Annotated in this window: 13 protein-coding genes and 1 pseudogene; 9 read left to right on the top strand and 5 right to left on the bottom strand. The window is 62.9% G+C overall.

From position 1 onward, the window contains the following. Window positions 1-12: 12 nt before the first annotated feature. From USDA257_RS10165 to USDA257_RS10180, 4 genes are all read right to left on the bottom strand, one after another. Window positions 13-1,509: a sugar ABC transporter ATP-binding protein gene (locus USDA257_RS10165; protein ID WP_014762855.1), complete on the bottom strand. Its 1,497-nt coding sequence runs from the start codon at window positions 1,507-1,509 to the stop codon at window positions 13-15. Between the two features lie 97 nt (window positions 1,510-1,606). Beyond that, the gene (locus USDA257_RS10170; protein ID WP_014762856.1) at window positions 1,607-2,200 is read right to left on the bottom strand and encodes a BON domain-containing protein; all 594 of its coding nucleotides are present in this window, start codon (window positions 2,198-2,200) and stop codon (window positions 1,607-1,609) included. Between the two features lie 72 nt (window positions 2,201-2,272). Further along, complete coding sequence (locus tag USDA257_RS10175) at window positions 2,273-3,007, bottom strand: DUF1236 domain-containing protein (protein WP_014762857.1); 735 nt, start codon at window positions 3,005-3,007, stop codon at window positions 2,273-2,275. Window positions 3,008-3,401: 394 nt separating this feature from the next. Continuing rightward, on the bottom strand, window positions 3,402-4,106 hold the full coding sequence (locus tag USDA257_RS10180) for an SDR family oxidoreductase (RefSeq protein WP_014762859.1): 705 nt from the start codon (window positions 4,104-4,106) through the stop codon (window positions 3,402-3,404). Between the two features lie 108 nt (window positions 4,107-4,214). On the opposite strand from USDA257_RS10180, the gene gcvA reads away from it, so the two are divergent. From gcvA to USDA257_RS10225, 9 genes and pseudogenes are all read left to right on the top strand, one after another. Next, window positions 4,215-5,123 carry a transcriptional regulator GcvA gene (gene gcvA, locus USDA257_RS10185; protein ID WP_014762860.1) on the top strand — a complete coding sequence of 303 codons (909 nt, stop codon included), beginning with the start codon at window positions 4,215-4,217 and terminating at the stop codon, window positions 5,121-5,123. A gap of 270 nt (window positions 5,124-5,393) precedes the next feature. Then, window positions 5,394-7,772: a putative bifunctional diguanylate cyclase/phosphodiesterase gene (locus tag USDA257_RS10190; protein ID WP_041414061.1), complete on the top strand. Its 2,379-nt coding sequence runs from the start codon at window positions 5,394-5,396 to the stop codon at window positions 7,770-7,772. A gap of 2 nt (window positions 7,773-7,774) precedes the next feature. Further along, the gene (locus USDA257_RS10195; RefSeq protein WP_014762862.1) at window positions 7,775-8,497 is read left to right on the top strand and encodes a substrate-binding periplasmic protein; all 723 of its coding nucleotides are present in this window, start codon (window positions 7,775-7,777) and stop codon (window positions 8,495-8,497) included. A gap of 578 nt (window positions 8,498-9,075) precedes the next feature. Next, entirely contained in the window at window positions 9,076-11,538 is a 2,463-nt protein-coding gene (locus USDA257_RS10200; RefSeq protein ID WP_014762864.1) for a phosphoketolase family protein, read from the top strand. Window positions 11,539-11,555: 17 nt separating this feature from the next. Continuing rightward, on the top strand, window positions 11,556-11,873 hold the full coding sequence (locus tag USDA257_RS10205) for a histidine phosphatase family protein (RefSeq protein WP_223843415.1): 318 nt from the start codon (window positions 11,556-11,558) through the stop codon (window positions 11,871-11,873). Next, complete coding sequence (locus USDA257_RS10210; RefSeq protein ID WP_014762866.1) at window positions 11,870-12,130, top strand: hypothetical protein; 261 nt, start codon at window positions 11,870-11,872, stop codon at window positions 12,128-12,130. The genes USDA257_RS10205 and USDA257_RS10210 overlap by 4 nt, the downstream gene beginning before the upstream one ends. Before the next feature lie 14 nt (window positions 12,131-12,144). Further along, window positions 12,145-12,563: pseudogene (locus USDA257_RS10215) on the top strand (glucoamylase family protein); the annotation flags it as partial. A gap of 111 nt (window positions 12,564-12,674) precedes the next feature. Then, entirely contained in the window at window positions 12,675-12,875 is a 201-nt protein-coding gene (locus tag USDA257_RS10220) for a DUF2905 domain-containing protein (RefSeq protein WP_041415112.1), read from the top strand. Window positions 12,876-12,955: 80 nt separating this feature from the next. Then, window positions 12,956-13,846: a hypothetical protein gene (locus USDA257_RS10225; protein WP_014762869.1), complete on the top strand. Its 891-nt coding sequence runs from the start codon at window positions 12,956-12,958 to the stop codon at window positions 13,844-13,846. Window positions 13,847-13,887: 41 nt separating this feature from the next. Here the strand turns inward: USDA257_RS10225 and USDA257_RS10230 are convergent, their stop codons facing one another. Further along, window positions 13,888-16,431, bottom strand: coding sequence for an NAD-dependent epimerase/dehydratase family protein (locus USDA257_RS10230; RefSeq protein WP_014762870.1), 2,544 nt, complete (start codon window positions 16,429-16,431; stop codon window positions 13,888-13,890). Window positions 16,432-16,451: the final 20 nt, after the last annotated feature.

A 16,451-nucleotide genomic window follows, 5' to 3' on the forward strand; every position in this document is an offset into this window, starting at 1 on the left:
TTCTCCCGGAACTCAGGCGGCTTCGGAGGCCGAGGCGGCGGCAATCACCGCCGCGGTCGTCAGTTCTTCACCCTGCAACTCGCGGACGATGCGTCCGCGCGAAAAGACCAGGGCGCGATGGCAGATATGGGCGATTTCCTCGAAGTCGGTCGAGACGACGACAACCGCGAGCCCCGCCTCGAGCGCCCGCGCGATCAGCCGATAAATGTCGGCCTTGGCCCCGACATCGACGCCCGCGGTCGGGTCTTCGGCGACGAGCAGCTTGCGGCCGGTGGCGAGCCAGCGGCCGACCACGACCTTCTGCTGGTTGCCGCCCGAAAGGGCTTCGATAGGCAGGCTTTGGTCATTCGGCCTCAGGCCCACGCTTTCACCGATCGCCTCCGCCAGGGCGGCCTCCCTGGCCGGCGCGAGGACCGAAAACAGGCCGCGGCCGGCCGCCTGCGGATTGAGGAAGGTGTTCTCGCGCAGCGACAGCGACATGGCGACCGATTCTTCCGTTCTGTCGCGGGCGATCAGGCCGACACCGGAGCGCATCGCCGCAACCGGGCTTGTCAGGTCCGGTTGCTGCCCGCCGATCGTCACTGTTCCCGAAAACGGCGCGCAGCCGAACAGGGCGCGCCCGACCAGTTCCTGGCCGGCGCCACGCAGGCCGACGAGGCCGATGAGTTCGCCCTTGAGCACATCGAAGGAGACGGGACCGACGCCCTGGCAGGCGAGCTGCCTGACGCTGACAACCGCTTCGCCCGGGGTGCTCGCCGCCTTGACGAAAAGCTGATCGGCCTTGCGCCCAACGATCATTTCGATGAGTTCGTCCGGCGTCGTCTGCGCGACCGGCTTCTGGCCGACGAGACGGCCGTCGCGCAGCACGGCCACGCGATCGGCGATCCGGAATATCTCGTCGAGCCGGTGCGAGACGTAGATCATCGCGACGCCACGCTCTTTCAGCGGCCGGATGGCGTTGAAGAGCCGCTCCACCTCGTCCGCCGGCAGGCTTGCCGTGGGCTCGTCGAGCACCAGCACGTCCGCCTCGACGGCCAGCGCCCTGGCGATCGCCACCAGCGATTTTTCCGTGCGGCTCAGCGTCTGGACGCGGGTCGAGGGATCGAAATCGCAGCCGACGAGACGCAAGGCCTCGCGGGCCCGCTCCTCCGTGCGCCGCCAGTCGATCAGCCGCGTCCGCATCGAAAAGCCTTGTGCCAGGCCGACATTCTCGGCAACCGTCATCCATTCGATGAGGCCGAGATCCTGATGGATGAAGGCGACCGGCTGCCGCTTGTTCGGCTTCGGCGGCTGGTTGACATAGGGTTCGCCGCGGAACCGTATCTCGCCGCCATCCGGCCGGTAGATGCCGGCGAGCGTCTTGATCAGGGTCGATTTACCGGCGCCGTTCTCGCCGAGAAGCGCGAGGATTTCACCGGCTTCGAGGTCGAGCGAGACCTGGGACAGGGCCCGGGTGCCGCCGAACTCCTTGGTGATGGAGCGGAACTCCAAGAGCTTTTGACGATCCATGCGCTCCTCCCAAAGCGGCGGTTGAGGAGGAGCCTATGTTATCGATAACATAGTGGTCAAGGGGGATGTTGAACACGCGCCTGATCAGCCGAAACCATCACAGGCCCGCCCGCCTCACCCGGAGATTGTTTTGCACATAGGAGACGCCGGAAACGGCTTCTGCGCAGTCCTCCGCCCGCCACTTGTCTTGGCGGCTCGAAACCAAGCCGCCCAGCGTCACCTCGCCACCCGCAACCGAGACTTCGATGTCGGAGGCGTCGAGCCATGGGTCTTCGGTCAACCGATCGTTGAGGTCTTCCTCGATCCGCGAGTCTGATCGTTTGTACCCGCGCGGTCCTTTGCCCCGGAAGCGCCCATCTTCGTCGCGGCCCCTGCGGGCGCCTGGCCAATCCTCTTGACCGGACCGGTTCCGGAACGGCGGCGCATTCTCGTAAGGATCGAAGGAACCGAGCTCCTCGATGCGGCGCTTTAGATCGGCGCGTCGGCCGCGAAAGTCGCGGCCACGATCCGAATGTCGCAGCGCGTCCGCGAACCAGGCGCCTTCGCCACTCTCGTCGCCGCTGCGAAGCCACCGCTCCTCGTCAGGCGCTCTGTCGCGGAACCGTCCACCCTGTCCGCCGTAGTCATGGTCGCGCCGCGGCTCCGCGCGCGTCGCGTTCCGCCTGTTGTGGCCATGCCAATCGTCTTTCATCCACCCTCCTCCATCTGTGTTCGAAAAGAGGCCCGCCGGACGATCCGGCGAGCCTAGTTCACGCTCAAATCGCTAGGCCAGGATGATGACGATCTTCAGCGACGACGGCTCGACGATGACGATCCGGCCGTCCGCCAAGACGAAGAACAGATAGCCCTCGTATCTCGGCACGATCTTGATGATGCGGGCCGGAACCGGCCTCAGCTTGACCTTTACGGTTTCGGGAACGGCAACGCCGACGGAAACGTCGAAATCAACGTCGATGGGCTCGACCTTCTCTTCCTTGATGATCTGAGTGATCTCGGTCTTCTGCTCCACCGTCACGTCGACATCCGTGGACGAACCGGTGGCCTGACCCTCCTGGGTCTGCTGCGATTCGTCTTCGCCCGATTGCTGCTGGGTTTCGCCCTGCTGCTGCTCGGTCTCGGATTTGGATGCATCACCATCGGACTGCTGCTGATCGGAGCTATCCTGGCCTTGCTGCTGCTTCTGTTGTTGCTGCGTGCCGGTTTCCTCTTGCTGCTGTTGATCCGGCTGCTGCTGTTCGGTGCCGCCCTGCTCGGCCTGCGGCTGTTGCTCGCCTGACTGGCCCTGCTGGCCCTGGCCGGTCGCCTCGCCACCCTGTTGGGTTGCTCCGTCTTGCGCGTCGGGTTGCTGGCCCTGTTCGGCCCCGCCTTGCGGACATTCCGTGCCAGCCGGACATTCCGTGGACTGACCTTGCGCCGGTTGCTCCGTCTGCGCGAGCGCCGGCCCGTAGGCCACACCCAGGCTCAAGGCAAGGGCACTCTTGATGAGGATACCTTTCATTGACTGTTCTCCAACCTCACAGTCCCTTCCGGTCGCCAACCACGAGGCGAAAGGTTTGTTCCCTAGAGGTTCCGCACCTGTCGTAATCCGTAAGGAGTAGGGCAGGTTATTTCGTTCCCGAACCGTTGCTCCGCTGTTCGTACCTATTTCAGCCATTCATTGTGGAGGCGGCGAGCCGCGTCGATGGCGCGGTTTCGCCCGGTTGGAACGTGCGCAGGCCGAGTTGAACGCCAGGCTCAAGACGGGAACGAAAATGAAGTAAGATCTGGCGGCGATCGCTTCGGCATTGAAACGGCGGCATGCGGGACTATTCGTGCGCGCACTCTGCTCGTAGGCCGGCCGCTGCGATCCCGCGCCGACTCTTGCGCGGGCCCTTGCGCGACGATGATTGGTCTTACACGGAGCGGGTCAGCCCGCCGTCGACACGGATATTCTGGCCGGTGATATAGCCGGCGCCCTCGGAGGCGAGGAAGGCGACGGTGGCGGCGATCTCCTCGCTCGTCCCGTAGCGCTTCATCGGCACGCTGTCGCGCCGGGATTCGGTTGCCGGCAGGCTGTCGATCCAGCCCGGCAGCACGTTGTTGATGCGGATGTTGTCCTTCGCATAGCTGTCCGCATAGATCTTCGTGTAGGCGGCGAGGCCGGCGCGGAAAACGGCCGAGGTCGGGAACATATCGGAGGGCTCGAAGGCCCAGGCCGTCGAAATGTTGATGATCGAGCCCGAGCCTTGGCTCTGCATGACCGGGGTCACCAGCCGCACCGCGCGGATGACGTTCATCAAATAGGTGTCGAGGCCTCTGTGCCAGTCGTCGTCGCTGACTTCGATAATCGGCGCGCGCGGTCCATGGCCGGCGCTGTTGACGAGCACGTCGATCCGCCCCCAGGTGGAAATGGCAAGATCGACGAGCTTTTTCAGGTCCTCGTTCGACTGGTTCGAGCCGGTGACGCCGAGGCCGCCGAGTTCCCGCGCCAGCGCCTCGCCCTTGCCGGAGGAGGAGAGCACCGCAATCCTGTAGCCATCCGTGGCGAGCCGGCGCGCCGCCGCCGCCCCCATGCCGCTGCCGCCTGCCGTGACGAGCGCCACTCTATTCTCTGTCATGTCCAGTCCTTTCGCGGGAGATTGCCTGAAAATTCGGCCGAGTTTGACATGGCGCGCGGTCCGGGTCTAAGCAGAAAAATACTCTCGTGCCTGTAGGAAAACTACTGGATGGCTGGCGGACAAGGACCCTACACACTTCCCCCTCTGAACGCGCTCCGGATGTTCGAGAGCTCGGCGCGCCACCTGAATTTCCGCGTCGCGTCGGAGGAGCTGGGCGTCACACAAGGGGCCGTCGCGCAGCAGGTGCGCGCTCTCGAGCAGCATCTGAACACCAGGCTCTTCGATCGCCGCGCTCGGGGTCTCGAACTGACCGAGGCAGGCCGGCGCTACATGAAGCCGCTGCAGCGTGCTCTGTCGCTGATTTCGGACGCCACGCAGGAACTGAAACCCGCAACGACCGTCGTGACGATCAGCGTGACGCCGTCCTTTGCGGCGAAATGGCTGATCCCGCGCCTCGGCAAATTCTCCGATTCGAACGCCGACACGCAGGTGCAGGTGCTTGCGGGCAACGGGCTTGCAAATTTCCAAAGCGACGGGGTCGATCTCGCCGTCCGCCAGACGAAGCCGCCCTTCGGGCCCGGGCTGACCGGCGAACTGCTGTTTCCTATGCGTTTCATTGCGGTCTGCAGCCCTACCATCGTCGCCGAAAGCCAGATCCGTACCGTCGAGGATCTGACGCGGCACGTGCTGCTCCACGACGCGCACGGCATGTGGCCGGTGTTCCTCGAGCGCGCCGGCGTTGCGGCGGACGTCAGGACCCTCAAGTCGCTGCGGTTTTCGCACAGCTCCTTGGCGATCGATGCCGCCGTGTCCGGCCAGGGCATCGCGCTCGCCACCGAGGCGCTCGTTGAGGACGATCTTGCTGCCGGGCGCCTCTGCCGCCCCCTCGACTTTGCCGTGACCGACGAGCTCGGCTTCTACATCGTCCATCCGCGCAGTCCCCACAAGGCCGGGCATGTCCGATCGATGCGGGATTGGCTCCTCGCCCAAAGCCACGGCAGCCGCCAGACGCCATGAAGACCTGGACAAGGACGATTCCCGGTCGGCGCCGGCGACATCTGCGCAAATCGGATGTTCCAACGCGATCCGGCTATCGGCGAGCAGTATTATTTACCGAAGTCTAATGTTTTCAATGGACCATAGGCTCGGTTCGGTTTTGCTCGCATTGCTGATGGGTTTGGCGACAGATCGCTGCGGCCCTGCCGCGGAGCGGAGCTCGGACCGGAATTAAGGCCGCAGGTGAACCTCGCGTTGCCTTCTCGGTGCGGTGTGGTCCTGAGCAAATTGATGAATACGCATTCGGTAGAAAGCCGCTTCATACTGATCGTTTCCAGCGCTCTCTTGCTGTTGATCGCGCCGCTCTTCGTGCTTTTCTTCTATCTCTCGAATGAGCGCGCCTATCGCGACGTCATCGATCACGGCCAAGTCCTGCTCAAAGCCAATTCGCTGGCCCTTGGAAAGCCGCTTTGGGATTTCGACGAGGAGAGCGTCCGGCAGATCGCCAGTACGATCCTCGCAGACCGTTCGGTGGTTTCCGTCCGTGTTTACGAGGTCGCCGGCGGGCTCAACGTCAGGCTGCCGGAGCGCTCCCGCGATAAGGATCCGCCCGGGCAGATTCTCTCCACCCCCGTCCATTATCACTCAGTCGATGGAATCAAGACGGTCGGAAGTCTGGAGATTGCGCTGCGTCAGCGCGACCTCCGCTCGGATTTCGAGGTCGACGATGCCGTCTATATCGGCATCTTCCTGTTTGCGATCGTGATCATCACGGCGGCGGCAATCCTGGGCAACCGCATGATGGTGACGCGGCCGCTGCTCCGCCTGACACACGCTATCGACGCGACGCGCCGGCTCGGATCCCGCCATCTGGTGGACTGGGTATCCGCCGACGAAATGGGAATGCTGGCCGCCAACTTCAACGAGATGCAAGCGCGTCTCGCCCAGGAGGAAAACGATCTCAAGCGCGCCCACCAGAAGACGACGCGCATCTACAATCTGACGCCGGCGAAGCTCTATTCCATCGACGACGACGATCGCCTGACGGCGGTGAGCGACTATTGGCTGCTCGCCACCGGCTACGATCGCCACACCGTTGTCGGCCGCGCCTTCACCGATTTTCTCGACCCGGCGACGCGCGCCGCCTACGAAAACCGCAAGCGGCAGGCGAGCGAGGACGTGGAAGCCGCCACCGTTACTGTCAAGTTCCGATGCGCCGACGGCCGCCTGATCGACGTTCTGATCAAAGAGGTGCAGGCTCTGGAGGCGGGCGAAACCCTGTCGCTGGCCGTGATGACCGACGTTACGGAACTGAAGACGGCGGAACAGCGCAACCATGTTCAGGCGATCACCGATCATCTGACCGGCCTCCTCAACCGCCCTGGCTTCGAGATGGCGCTCGATGCGGCGATCCGGCAGACCGCCGAAGACGGCGGAGAACTCGCCTGCCTGCTCATCGACCTCGACCGCTTCAAGCAGATCAACGACAATCTCGGCCATGCCGCCGGCGACGAAGTGCTGCGCCAGATCGCCGGCCGCATCCGGGCGCAGGTGCGCGGCGAGGATAAGGTCGGGCGACTGGGCGGCGACGAATTCGTCGTGTTGATTCCGGCAAGCAAGGCGCAGAACGCCGCGCTGCAGATCTCCGAGCGCATCGCCGCCGCCTGCGCGGAGCCGGTCATCGTCGACGGCAACACGCTGTCGCTGAGCGCCAGCATCGGCATCGCGCTCTATCCGATACAGGCGATAACCGCCGCCGAACTGCTGCAGAAGTCGGACATGGCGATGTATGCCCGCAAGCACAATGGCAAGAACGGCGCGAAACTGTTCGACCCGAGGATGGCAAGCCTTGCTCAGGAACGGCTGAAGATCGACACCTATATCGAGGAGGGGCTGCGGCAGGACTGGTTCGACGTGCATCTCCAGCCGATCGTCGATCTCAAGGTCGGGCGGATCGCCGGCTTCGAAGCGCTGATGCGCCTCAACCATCCCGAACACGGCGTGCTGCCGCCGGCGGATATCATACGGGTCGCCGAAGAGACCGGCGCGATCCTCAGGATCGGCGAGCGCATCTTCGAGAAGGCCGTCGCCCACCTGGCCCGCCTGACGTCCGTTCCGGGCCTGGAAAATGCCTATCTGGCCGTCAACTTCTCGCCCCTGCAATTTTGCCCCAAACTGCCGGCCAGCACCGTTTCCACCTTGATGAAATGGGGGATCACCCCCAGCCGCATCGTCATCGAAATCACCGAAGCGGTGTTGATGCACCACAGCCCCGATATCCGCGACGTACTCGGCGCTCTGAGCAGCGCCGGAATGAAGATCGCGCTCGACGATTTCGGCACGGGCTATTCCTCGCTCAGCTACCTCGTTCATTTCCCGGTCAATATCATCAAGATCGACCAGGCCTTCACCCGATCGCTGACGGACGAAAGCGAAATGGTCCGCCGGCGGGTCCGCAAGCTGGTCGCCGGCATTCATACGGTGGCGAAGGAGCTGAACTGCCAGGTCGTCGCCGAGGGGATCGAAACCGAGGAGCAGCTGAACGCGCTCCTCTCCTTGGACGTAAACTCAGGGCAAGGTTATTTCCTCGGGCGCCCCCAGCCCGTCGGCGCAATTCTATCCGGACTCGAATGCGAGCAACGGCCGTTGCTGGCCGTGCCAAGGACCTGACAATGAAACAGCTCTTCTTCTTGATACCATTTCTCTTCCCGCTGGTTGCCCAATCGGCGGACGTGAAATTCGTGACCGAGTCCTACCCGCCCTTCAATTTTCGCGAGGGCGAAGTCTATAAGGGCGCTTCCGTCGAGCAGGTCCGGCTTCTCATGGAGGATGCCGGCCTCCCATATACGATGGAGATGATGCCGTGGGCTCGGGCGCTTTTCCTGGCCGAGAATCACGAGATGCATTGCGTCTTCACCACCGTCCATAACAAGGAGCGCCACGGCCGCTTCAAATGGGTGGAACCTTTGCTGAAGAGCCGCACGGTGCTGATCCGCAAGGCCGGTTCGCCCGCCAATCCGAAGTCGCTCGACGAGGCCAAAGCCTTCAAGGTCGGCACGCAGCGCGACGACTTCACCCAGACCATTCTCGAGGAAAACGGCTTTCCGCGGATCGACCTCGCCACGGACCTGGAATTGACACTCAAAAAGCTTCTGACCGGCCGCATTGACCTGATGCCGATCTCGGAGAAATACTTCGACAAGCTGAAGCGCGAGGGAACACCCATCGAATCGACGGTGGTCCTTGCCGAGGACATCTACTCGATCGCCTGCAATCCCTCTGTACCGGACGAATTGATCGGCCGCATGCAGAAGGGCCTCGACAAGGTCATTGCCGATGGAACGCAAGCGCGTCTTTTCGAGACATACGGCCTCGCGACCGACGAGCAGAAGTAAGCCGCTGTCTCAGCCTACACCGTCGTGCGTCGTTTCAGACGCACAACGCTTCAAGCACTCACCGCGCATGACTGACGCTCCCGATTTTCGCCGGCATATCCGGCGATGTGCGATCGCTGGTGGCGTGGGTGAGCGCCGCCACCGCTGCCGTACCGACGGCAGTCTTGGTGAAACCCGACAAGCGATTTCTCGCTGCCGGATCAAAACCGGATCGTTCGCTTCGAATTTACTGTGCCTTGGATGCTCTTTGTGCGAAAGTCGAAGTCTCATCAGCATATTGCATGGTAGCACGAAGGTTTCCCTGACGGCGGGACGAACATATCGAGCCGCAAGCGTATACGAAGTGCTCCTATCTGCCGCGATTGCGGCTAGCGGCGCTTCCCGCTCGTGATGAATGCTGAGCGTGGCGAACATCCAGTGACGAACGTCCAGTGATAATGATTTCGCGACAGCAATTGTGCCTCGGCCTTAGAACGCGTTCCGGTAACCCGAATTGGCTTGCAAGTTCGTGCAGGCCGCAAGTGGGATGACCCGTTCTCCTCTTCCAGCGGAATGGGTTCTCGACGGCGGAGGTTCCCATGGTTTCGCTTAACACGGCACGGCAGTCAAAGCTCGCACTCAAGGAGCGGTCGGAAACAGGCGGTCCGCTTTCTCAAGAAGAACTGCAGTCAATGGATGCTTACTGGCGGGCATCGAACTACCTTTCGGTGGGCCAGATCTATCTCCTCGATAATCCTCTCCTGAAGGAGCCGCTGAAGCGCGAGCACATAAAGCCGCGACTGCTCGGCCACTGGGGCACGTCGCCAGGCTTGAACCTGCTTTACGTCCATCTCAACCGCGTTATCAAACGCGACGACCTCAACATGATCTATATCATCGGACCGGGGCACGGCGGGCCTTCATTGGTTGCGCACGCCTATCTCGAAGGCACCTACAGCGAAGTCTATCCAAATATCGGCCAGGACGGGGAGGGCATGAAGCGGCTGTTCAAGCAGTTTAGCTTCCCCGGCGGCATTCCTAGCCATGTAGCGCCGGAAACGCCCGGCAGCATTCACGAAGGCGGCGAACTTGGCTATGCATTGAGCCACGCCTACGGGGCGGCGTTTGATAACCCGGATCTGATCGTCGCCTGTATTGTCGGCGACGGAGAAGCGGAGACAGGACCGCTGGCGACCGGTTGGCACGGCAACAAGTTCGTCAATCCGGCCCGCGACGGGTGCGTGCTCCCGATCCTCCATCTCAACGGGTACAAGATCGCCAACCCGTGCTTCCTCGCCCGCATCCCCAGGGACGAGCTGCAAAAATTTTTCGAGGGCATGGGCTACGCCCCGTATTTCGTCGAGGGCAGTGACCCGGAGAGCGTGCACCAGCAGTTGGCCGGTGTGCTCGATACCGCCGTGGCGGAAATTCGGAAAATCTGGACCGATGCGCGCAGCAACGGCAACGTGAAACGTCCCGCCTGGCCGATGATCGTCTTCCGTACACCGAAGGGCTGGACCTGCCCGCCGGAAATCGACGGCAAGAAGTGCGAGGACTACTGGCGCTCACACCAGGTGCCAATGGGCGATATGGACAAGGCCGAGCATATCCGAATTCTCGAAAAGTGGATGAAGAGCTATCGGCCAGAGGAACTGTTCGACGACGGCGGCCGCCTCAAGCCCGAACTGGAGGCGCTCGCGCCGACGGCCCGACGGCGGATGAGCGATAATCCGCACGCCAATGGCGGCCTATTGCTGCGCGACCTGAAGATGCCGGATTTCCGCGACTATGCGGTCTCCGTTCCCAAGCCCGGGGCGACGACGGCCGAGTCGGCACGGTTAATGGGCAAGTTTCTCCGGGACGTGATGAAATTGAACATGGAGAGCAAGAACTTCCGTCTGTTCAGCCCGGATGAGAACAATTCGAATCGCTGGCAGGATGTGCTCGAGGTCACCGATCGCTGCTACATGGCAGACATCTATCCGGAGGACGATCATCTGGCGCCGGACGGCCGGGTCATGGAAGTCCTCAGCGAGCATCAATGCCAGGGATGGCTGGAAGGCTATCTGCTCACCGGGCGCCACGGCTTCTTTTCCTGCTACGAGGCGTTCATTCACATCATCGACTCGATGTTCAACCAGCACGCCAAGTGGCTGAAGGTCTGTAACGAAATCCCGTGGCGACGTCCCATCGGCTCATTGAACTACTTTCTGAGTTCTCATGTCTGGCGCCAGGATCACAATGGTTTTAGCCATCAGGACCCGGGATTCATCGATCACGTGGTCAACAAGAAGGCGGACGTTATCCGGGTCTATCTGCCGCCGGATGCCAACACGCTTCTGTCGGTGACGGACCACTGCCTGCGCAGCCGCAACTACGTCAACGTCGTGGTCGCGGGCAAGCAGCCCGCGCCACAATGGCTGACGATGGACGAGGCGATCAAGCATTGTACCGCGGGACTTGGCATCTGGGAGTGGGCAAGCAACGACAAGGGGGCCGAGCCTGATGTCGTGATGGCCTGTTGCGGTGACGTTCCGACCCTGGAAACACTGGCTGCAGTCGAATTGATCCGTGAGCACCTGCCGGAATTGAAAGTGCGGGTGATCAACGTGGTCAATCTGATGAAGCTCCAGCCGTCGGAAGAGCATCCGCACGGCCTGTCAAACCGCGACTTCGACGCATTGTTCACGAAGGACAAGCCGATAATCTTCGCCTTCCATGGTTATCCGTGGCTCATCCATCGGCTCACCTATCGTCGAACCAACCACGACAATTTGCACGTCCGCGGCTACAAGGAAGAGGGAACGACGAGCACCCCGTTCGACATGGTGGTCATGAACGAAGTCGACCGCTTCCATCTCATCGAGGACGTCATTGACCGGCTGCCGCAATTGGGTGCGCGCGCCGCTTATTTCAAGCAGGCAATCCACGAGAAACTCATCGCCCATAAGCTGTACATCGAGAAGCATGGCGAAGACATGCCCGAAATCGCCGGCTGGGCGTGGGGACAGGCGGCGGCCGTGGGTGGTCGGCGGGGTTCGACGGAAGCGGACAACGTCTGAGCCGGGAGGGCCTGGACGTGAACATATTCGTCATCAGGCATGGGGAGACCGAGTGGAGTCTGAGCGGACGACACACGGCAACGACAGACCTCCCCTTGACCGACAACGGACGACGACAGGCGGAACGGATGCGGCCGGTGCTGGCCGGCAGAACCTTCGCCCTCGTCCTCGTAAGCCCGCTGCGGCGGGCACGGGAGACTTGCGACCTGATGGTCGGACCCGAGACCATCGCCGACGGAAATTTGATGGAGTGGAACTACGGCGAATACGAGGGGCTGACGCCCCAGCGGAAGCGCTGGAGGCTCACCAGGAGGAGCTTCAGGGCTCGAACTTGACCGCCGCCGAAGTATCGCTGGTCAACCAGCTTGCCGCGCGCATCCTGTTCGCAAATCCGGCCATGCGGCTGGCGAGTGCATTCAAGAAAACCCGCCTGGATCGGGAAGCGCTCTGGTCACGTGGGATTTCCGGGGACCGTCCGATCGTTCTGGTTCGCGTCGATGGCGACAGGGACAATGCTCTCATTTCGAGATGTGACAATGGCGCACGACTTTGCCCGTCGCCGCGGTTTGGAGTTCGACTTCGTCTTGTATGACAAGCGTGGCGCTCATGTCCGAAATGATCACGACCGCCCCCGAGCTCGATCGTTTACCGACGGACCAGGATCTGGCGCGGCTGCAATTCACCACCTTGTTGTACTATCTCCAATGTACGAACCCGGACAACGGCCTCGTCCGCGACAAGACCGAGCCGCATGCGCCGGCAAGCATCGCGGCAATCGGCATGGCGCTGGCGACGATCCCCGTCGTTGTCGAGCGCGGGGTGGTCATCCGCGAATTCGCTGCCAAGATCACCCGCAGGCGAATGCGTTTCCTGCTGGATTGCCGGCAGGGGCCGGAGCCCGGTGCATCCGGGTACAAGGGCTTTTCTATCATTTCCTGGACATCGAAACGGGCCGCCGGGCCTGGCAATGCGAATTGTCCACCATCGACTCGGCTTTTCTGTTCGCCGGCGCTCTGACGGCAGCCACCTAGGGGCTGGCTTTAGGTCGGATGCATCGTCTCATGCAGTAGGCCATCGGCGGCAAGCCCTATATGATCGGTGCAGTCTTCGCTTTTCGCGAGCCTGGACAGGCACAGATGTCCCGTATCCTGATTATCATCGGCCTCATCATCGTCGCTGTCGGTATTCTCTGGCCGTGGCTCATGCGCATCGGCTTCGGCAGGTTGCCGGGCGACATTCTGATCGTGCGCGACAATTTCACCATCTACATCCCGATCACCACCGGCCTACTCGTCGGCATCCTCCTGACCGTGATCCTCTGGCTGGTTAACCGGTAGAGCTTCCTGAAGGGGAACCAATCCGATTTGGCTCGGTTAGCTTCAGGACGATAACATCCTGAATCCCAAGGGAGCTTTCCATGAGCGACCCGCTCTACACGAGTCCCGCAACAGCGCCCGCCGAGCCTCTGGTCGCCATCGCGCCCAACAAGCTTTCCTGGGCAGCGATCTTCGCCGGCGTTGCCTTGGCGCTGGCAGTCCAGCTTCTGCTCAATCTGCTCGGCGTCGGCCTCGGCGCGGCAGCCTTCGACCCCGGCAGCGGCGACAATCCCGGCCCCGGCACGTTCTCGATCGCGAGCGGTATCTGGTTCGCTCTTTCCGGGATCGTCTCGGCCTTTGCCGGCGGCTATCTGGCCAGCCGGCTTTCGGGGCGATCCGGTACGGCGACCGGAGCCTATCATGGGCTGACATCGTGGGCCGTCACGACGCTCATCGTCGTCTATCTGCTGACGACTTCCGTCGGTGCGCTGCTCGGGGGGGCGCTCAGCGGTCTCTCCTCTGTCGTCGGCGGCGCCGGGCGCACCGTCGCGACGGTCGCAACGACGGCGGCTCCCACGCTTGCAACGGCCGACGACCCTTTCGCAGATATCGAGCGGCAGATCCGCGAAACGATCGGAGGCAATGATCCGGCCGCGATGCGGGATGCGGCCGTCGCGTCGATCCGCGCTCTCGTCACCGGCGACGAGGCACAAGCGGAGGAAGCGCGTAACCGAGCAGCCGACGCCCTTGCGCGTGCTCAGAACATCCCCCCGGATCAGGCGCGCGCCCGCGTTGAAGACTACGAACAGACCTACCGCAGGGCCGTTGAGGATGCGCAGCGGAGGGCCGCCGATGCGGCGGATACGGCCGCCACCCTCGTCTCCAGCGGCGCATTTCTGGGTTTCTTCTCGCTGCTGCTCGGGGCGGCTGCCGCCTGGCTTGGCGGCTGGTACGGCACGCGTCGCCTCGACGGGCTGTCGGACGTGTCGTAGGCCAGGTAGACAGGCGCCCCGCGGGACAAGCTCCAGATCATTCAGACGATCGCCCGATCCCAGCCGCCATAATGCTCCTCGCTGCGCGTCCCGCGCGGCAGGCTGAGGGCAATCAGGCCCAGGCCGATCAGCACATCCGCTAAGCTTGCAACTGTGCCGCCGCCGGAAAGCAGGAACGGCGAGGCCGCGACCCAGGCGCCGAGCGCGACATTGAGGAAACGCACCGGTCGGGCGACCTCCGCCATCGCGGTGACGGCGATCATGATGACGAGGCAGCCGATCACATGGTCGCTGTAATAAAGCGGCGGAGCGCTGCCGAAGATGAGCGGCGTCGTCATCAGGACCGCACCGAGAACCACGCTCGCCACCAGCGTCCACGGGAAGTTCACGCCGCCGGTAATGAATTCCTTGATGAGTTCGGAAGCCGGCCGCTCGAGATCCGGCTCCGGTGACTGGTTTTCCGAAAGGGCTGGGCCGCCCCGCCAGAAGGTGCGCCAGAACGGCTCGCCAGCCTTTGTTGCCCGCCAGAGGTACTGGACGGCTGCCAGCACCTCGTCGATCGAATAGGGGATCAGCACGACGGTGACGGCCGCCTGGATGATGCAGAGCGTGCAGAGGGCGCCGATCAGCGGCGGCTGGATGATGATGAAGGAGACGCTGACTACGCCGAGCGGAATGATCAGCAGGCCGAAGAGCAGCACCATCCACGGCATGGTACGCCAGCGGCGCCGATCGCCGATCGCGCCGGCGAGGATGTCGAGTGCATAGGCGAAGGCGCCGAACCCGGCATCGGCGATCGGGAAGCCCTTCGATACCCAAGAGGTCACTACCGCTTCGCTGCCATTGCCGACGGCAGCCCCGCCGGGTCCGAAGAACGGGTCCCAGAGGCCATCGATATGCCCCATCTGGTAGGCGGCGAGATAGCGCGAGACGAACAGGCCGACAAAGGCGAGCGCCACGATCGGAATGCGTTGCGTGAAGGCGGAGGGGGAATAGCTCCAGCCGAGCGGCCGGTCGTCATCTGCCGCGAGCGCCCGCCTGCTGATGCCGGGCGTCGGCGGGATCATCACGGCGAACACCGGGATCAGCAGGCCGGCAAGCGTGTCGATGGCGTAGGCGGCAGCGCTGGTCGTCCAGAATATGAGCGGCGCAAGCATGATCCAAACGCCGAGAGCCGCCGTGATCCATTGCGTCCAGGCCCAGCGGCGGTACATGCCGAGAAATGCAAACAGTACGACGAGCAATCCCGACGCGATCTCGCTCATGCCGAGACGCGCATTGCGGATGTCGGCCGCCGCGATCTCGTGCCCGAGGGCAGGCGGTATCGGCGCGGCGACCGGGTCGAAAAGGCCGAGCGTCAGCGGCGAGGCGACGAGCCACAGCCCCAGCGCGACATTGACCATTGGCGCCCAGAGGGTGCGAAGCCGCTGGCGCTCGACGGCGGCCTCGACCTGCCTGTTGCTGCGCTCCAGCGGCGCTTCGAGCCGTCTTTTGGCCTGCTCGATCTCCGGCTCCGAAGCTGCAACGGTGGAGGGTTCGAGCTTGTTCTTCTCGTACCAGTCGGTCGGATCGTCCTGGAGGCGCCGGATCATCTCCGGCAGGGTCCGGGTGAGGCTGTGCTTCGGCTCCCAGCCGATCAGGCTGCGGGCGCGGGAAATGTCGATCTCGAAATGGTCGTCGGAATTCTCAACCATCCACGGTTTTATGTCGCTCTCCTGATCGAGCACCTCCGTCTGCATCCACGACCCGGTCTTGGCCAGGCCCTTTGGCAGGACAAAGGTGCGCCAGTCCTCGCCATGGAGAAGCCGTCCGATGCGCTTCTGCAGATCCCCATAGGAAGGCGTCTCCTCCTCGCCGACCAGCATCACGCTTTCGTCCGGCAGTTCGGCGCGGCGGTCGACGGTGCGCACGAAGGCCTCGACCAGATCGTCCTTGTGCAGATAAGGCTGTCCCGCCTCGAGATCGCCGGTGAACAGATAGGCGGTCGGCAGCCTTTCGAAGATGCGGGCAATCTGCTGGGCGATGAAGGCGGCCCGGCAATCCTCGTCATAGACGCCGGCGAGCCGCAGGATCACCGTCTTGATCTGCCCGCGCTCCTTGTCAATCACCGCTTCGGTCTTCGCCTTCGATTGCGGATAGACCCAGGAAGGCTCGAGCGGCGAGTTCTCATTGATCCTCACGCCCTTCTCAGGGCTCGGCGCATGCACCAGCAGAGTGCTGGAAAAGATGAACTGCTCGGTCTCAAGTCCCTTGAGTGCAGCGAGCAGCCGACGCGTGCCCTGAACATTGACCGCATCATATTTCGGATCGCCCTTGCCGGTCGTGTCGTAATAGGCGGCGAGATGGATCACCGAGGCGACCTGCCCGCCGCTCCGCTTGCCCACCTCCTCCACCGCCTTTGTGACGCTTTCGTCGGAGGTAAGGTCGATCTCGATCGTCTCGAGGCGGTCCGACGAGCCTTTCGGTGCAGCCACATCCAAGCCGATGACGCGGTAGCCGTCTTTGAGGCCGCGCGCGATCGCCTGCCCGAGGAAACCACTCGAGCCAGTGATGAGAACAGTTGGTCTCTTCGTCTCGTCCGGCATCTTTAAACCTTCGCGGGAGT

It is taken from the genome of Sinorhizobium fredii USDA 257 (assembly GCF_000265205.3).
Classification (GTDB): domain Bacteria; phylum Pseudomonadota; class Alphaproteobacteria; order Rhizobiales; family Rhizobiaceae; genus Sinorhizobium; species Sinorhizobium fredii_B.

What these genes read in the sequence shown, in the direction of transcription:
- USDA257_RS10165 (WP_014762855.1), bottom strand. Translation starts at nt 1,509, where the DNA reads ATGGATCGTCAAAAGCTCTTGGAGTTCCGCTCCATCACCAAGGAGTTC.
- USDA257_RS10170 (WP_014762856.1), bottom strand. Translation starts at nt 2,200, where the DNA reads ATGAAAGACGATTGGCATGGCCACAACAGGCGGAACGCGACGCGCGCG.
- USDA257_RS10175 (WP_014762857.1), bottom strand. Translation starts at nt 3,007, where the DNA reads ATGAAAGGTATCCTCATCAAGAGTGCCCTTGCCTTGAGCCTGGGTGTG.
- USDA257_RS10180 (WP_014762859.1), bottom strand. Translation starts at nt 4,106, where the DNA reads ATGACAGAGAATAGAGTGGCGCTCGTCACGGCAGGCGGCAGCGGCATG.
- gcvA (WP_014762860.1), top strand. Translation starts at nt 4,215, where the DNA reads ATGGCTGGCGGACAAGGACCCTACACACTTCCCCCTCTGAACGCGCTC.
- USDA257_RS10190 (WP_041414061.1), top strand. Translation starts at nt 5,394, where the DNA reads ATGAATACGCATTCGGTAGAAAGCCGCTTCATACTGATCGTTTCCAGC.
- USDA257_RS10195 (WP_014762862.1), top strand. Translation starts at nt 7,775, where the DNA reads ATGAAACAGCTCTTCTTCTTGATACCATTTCTCTTCCCGCTGGTTGCC.
- USDA257_RS10200 (WP_014762864.1), top strand. Translation starts at nt 9,076, where the DNA reads ATGGTTTCGCTTAACACGGCACGGCAGTCAAAGCTCGCACTCAAGGAG.
- USDA257_RS10220 (WP_041415112.1), top strand. Translation starts at nt 12,675, where the DNA reads ATGTCCCGTATCCTGATTATCATCGGCCTCATCATCGTCGCTGTCGGT.
- USDA257_RS10225 (WP_014762869.1), top strand. Translation starts at nt 12,956, where the DNA reads ATGAGCGACCCGCTCTACACGAGTCCCGCAACAGCGCCCGCCGAGCCT.
- USDA257_RS10230 (WP_014762870.1), bottom strand. Translation starts at nt 16,431, where the DNA reads ATGCCGGACGAGACGAAGAGACCAACTGTTCTCATCACTGGCTCGAGT.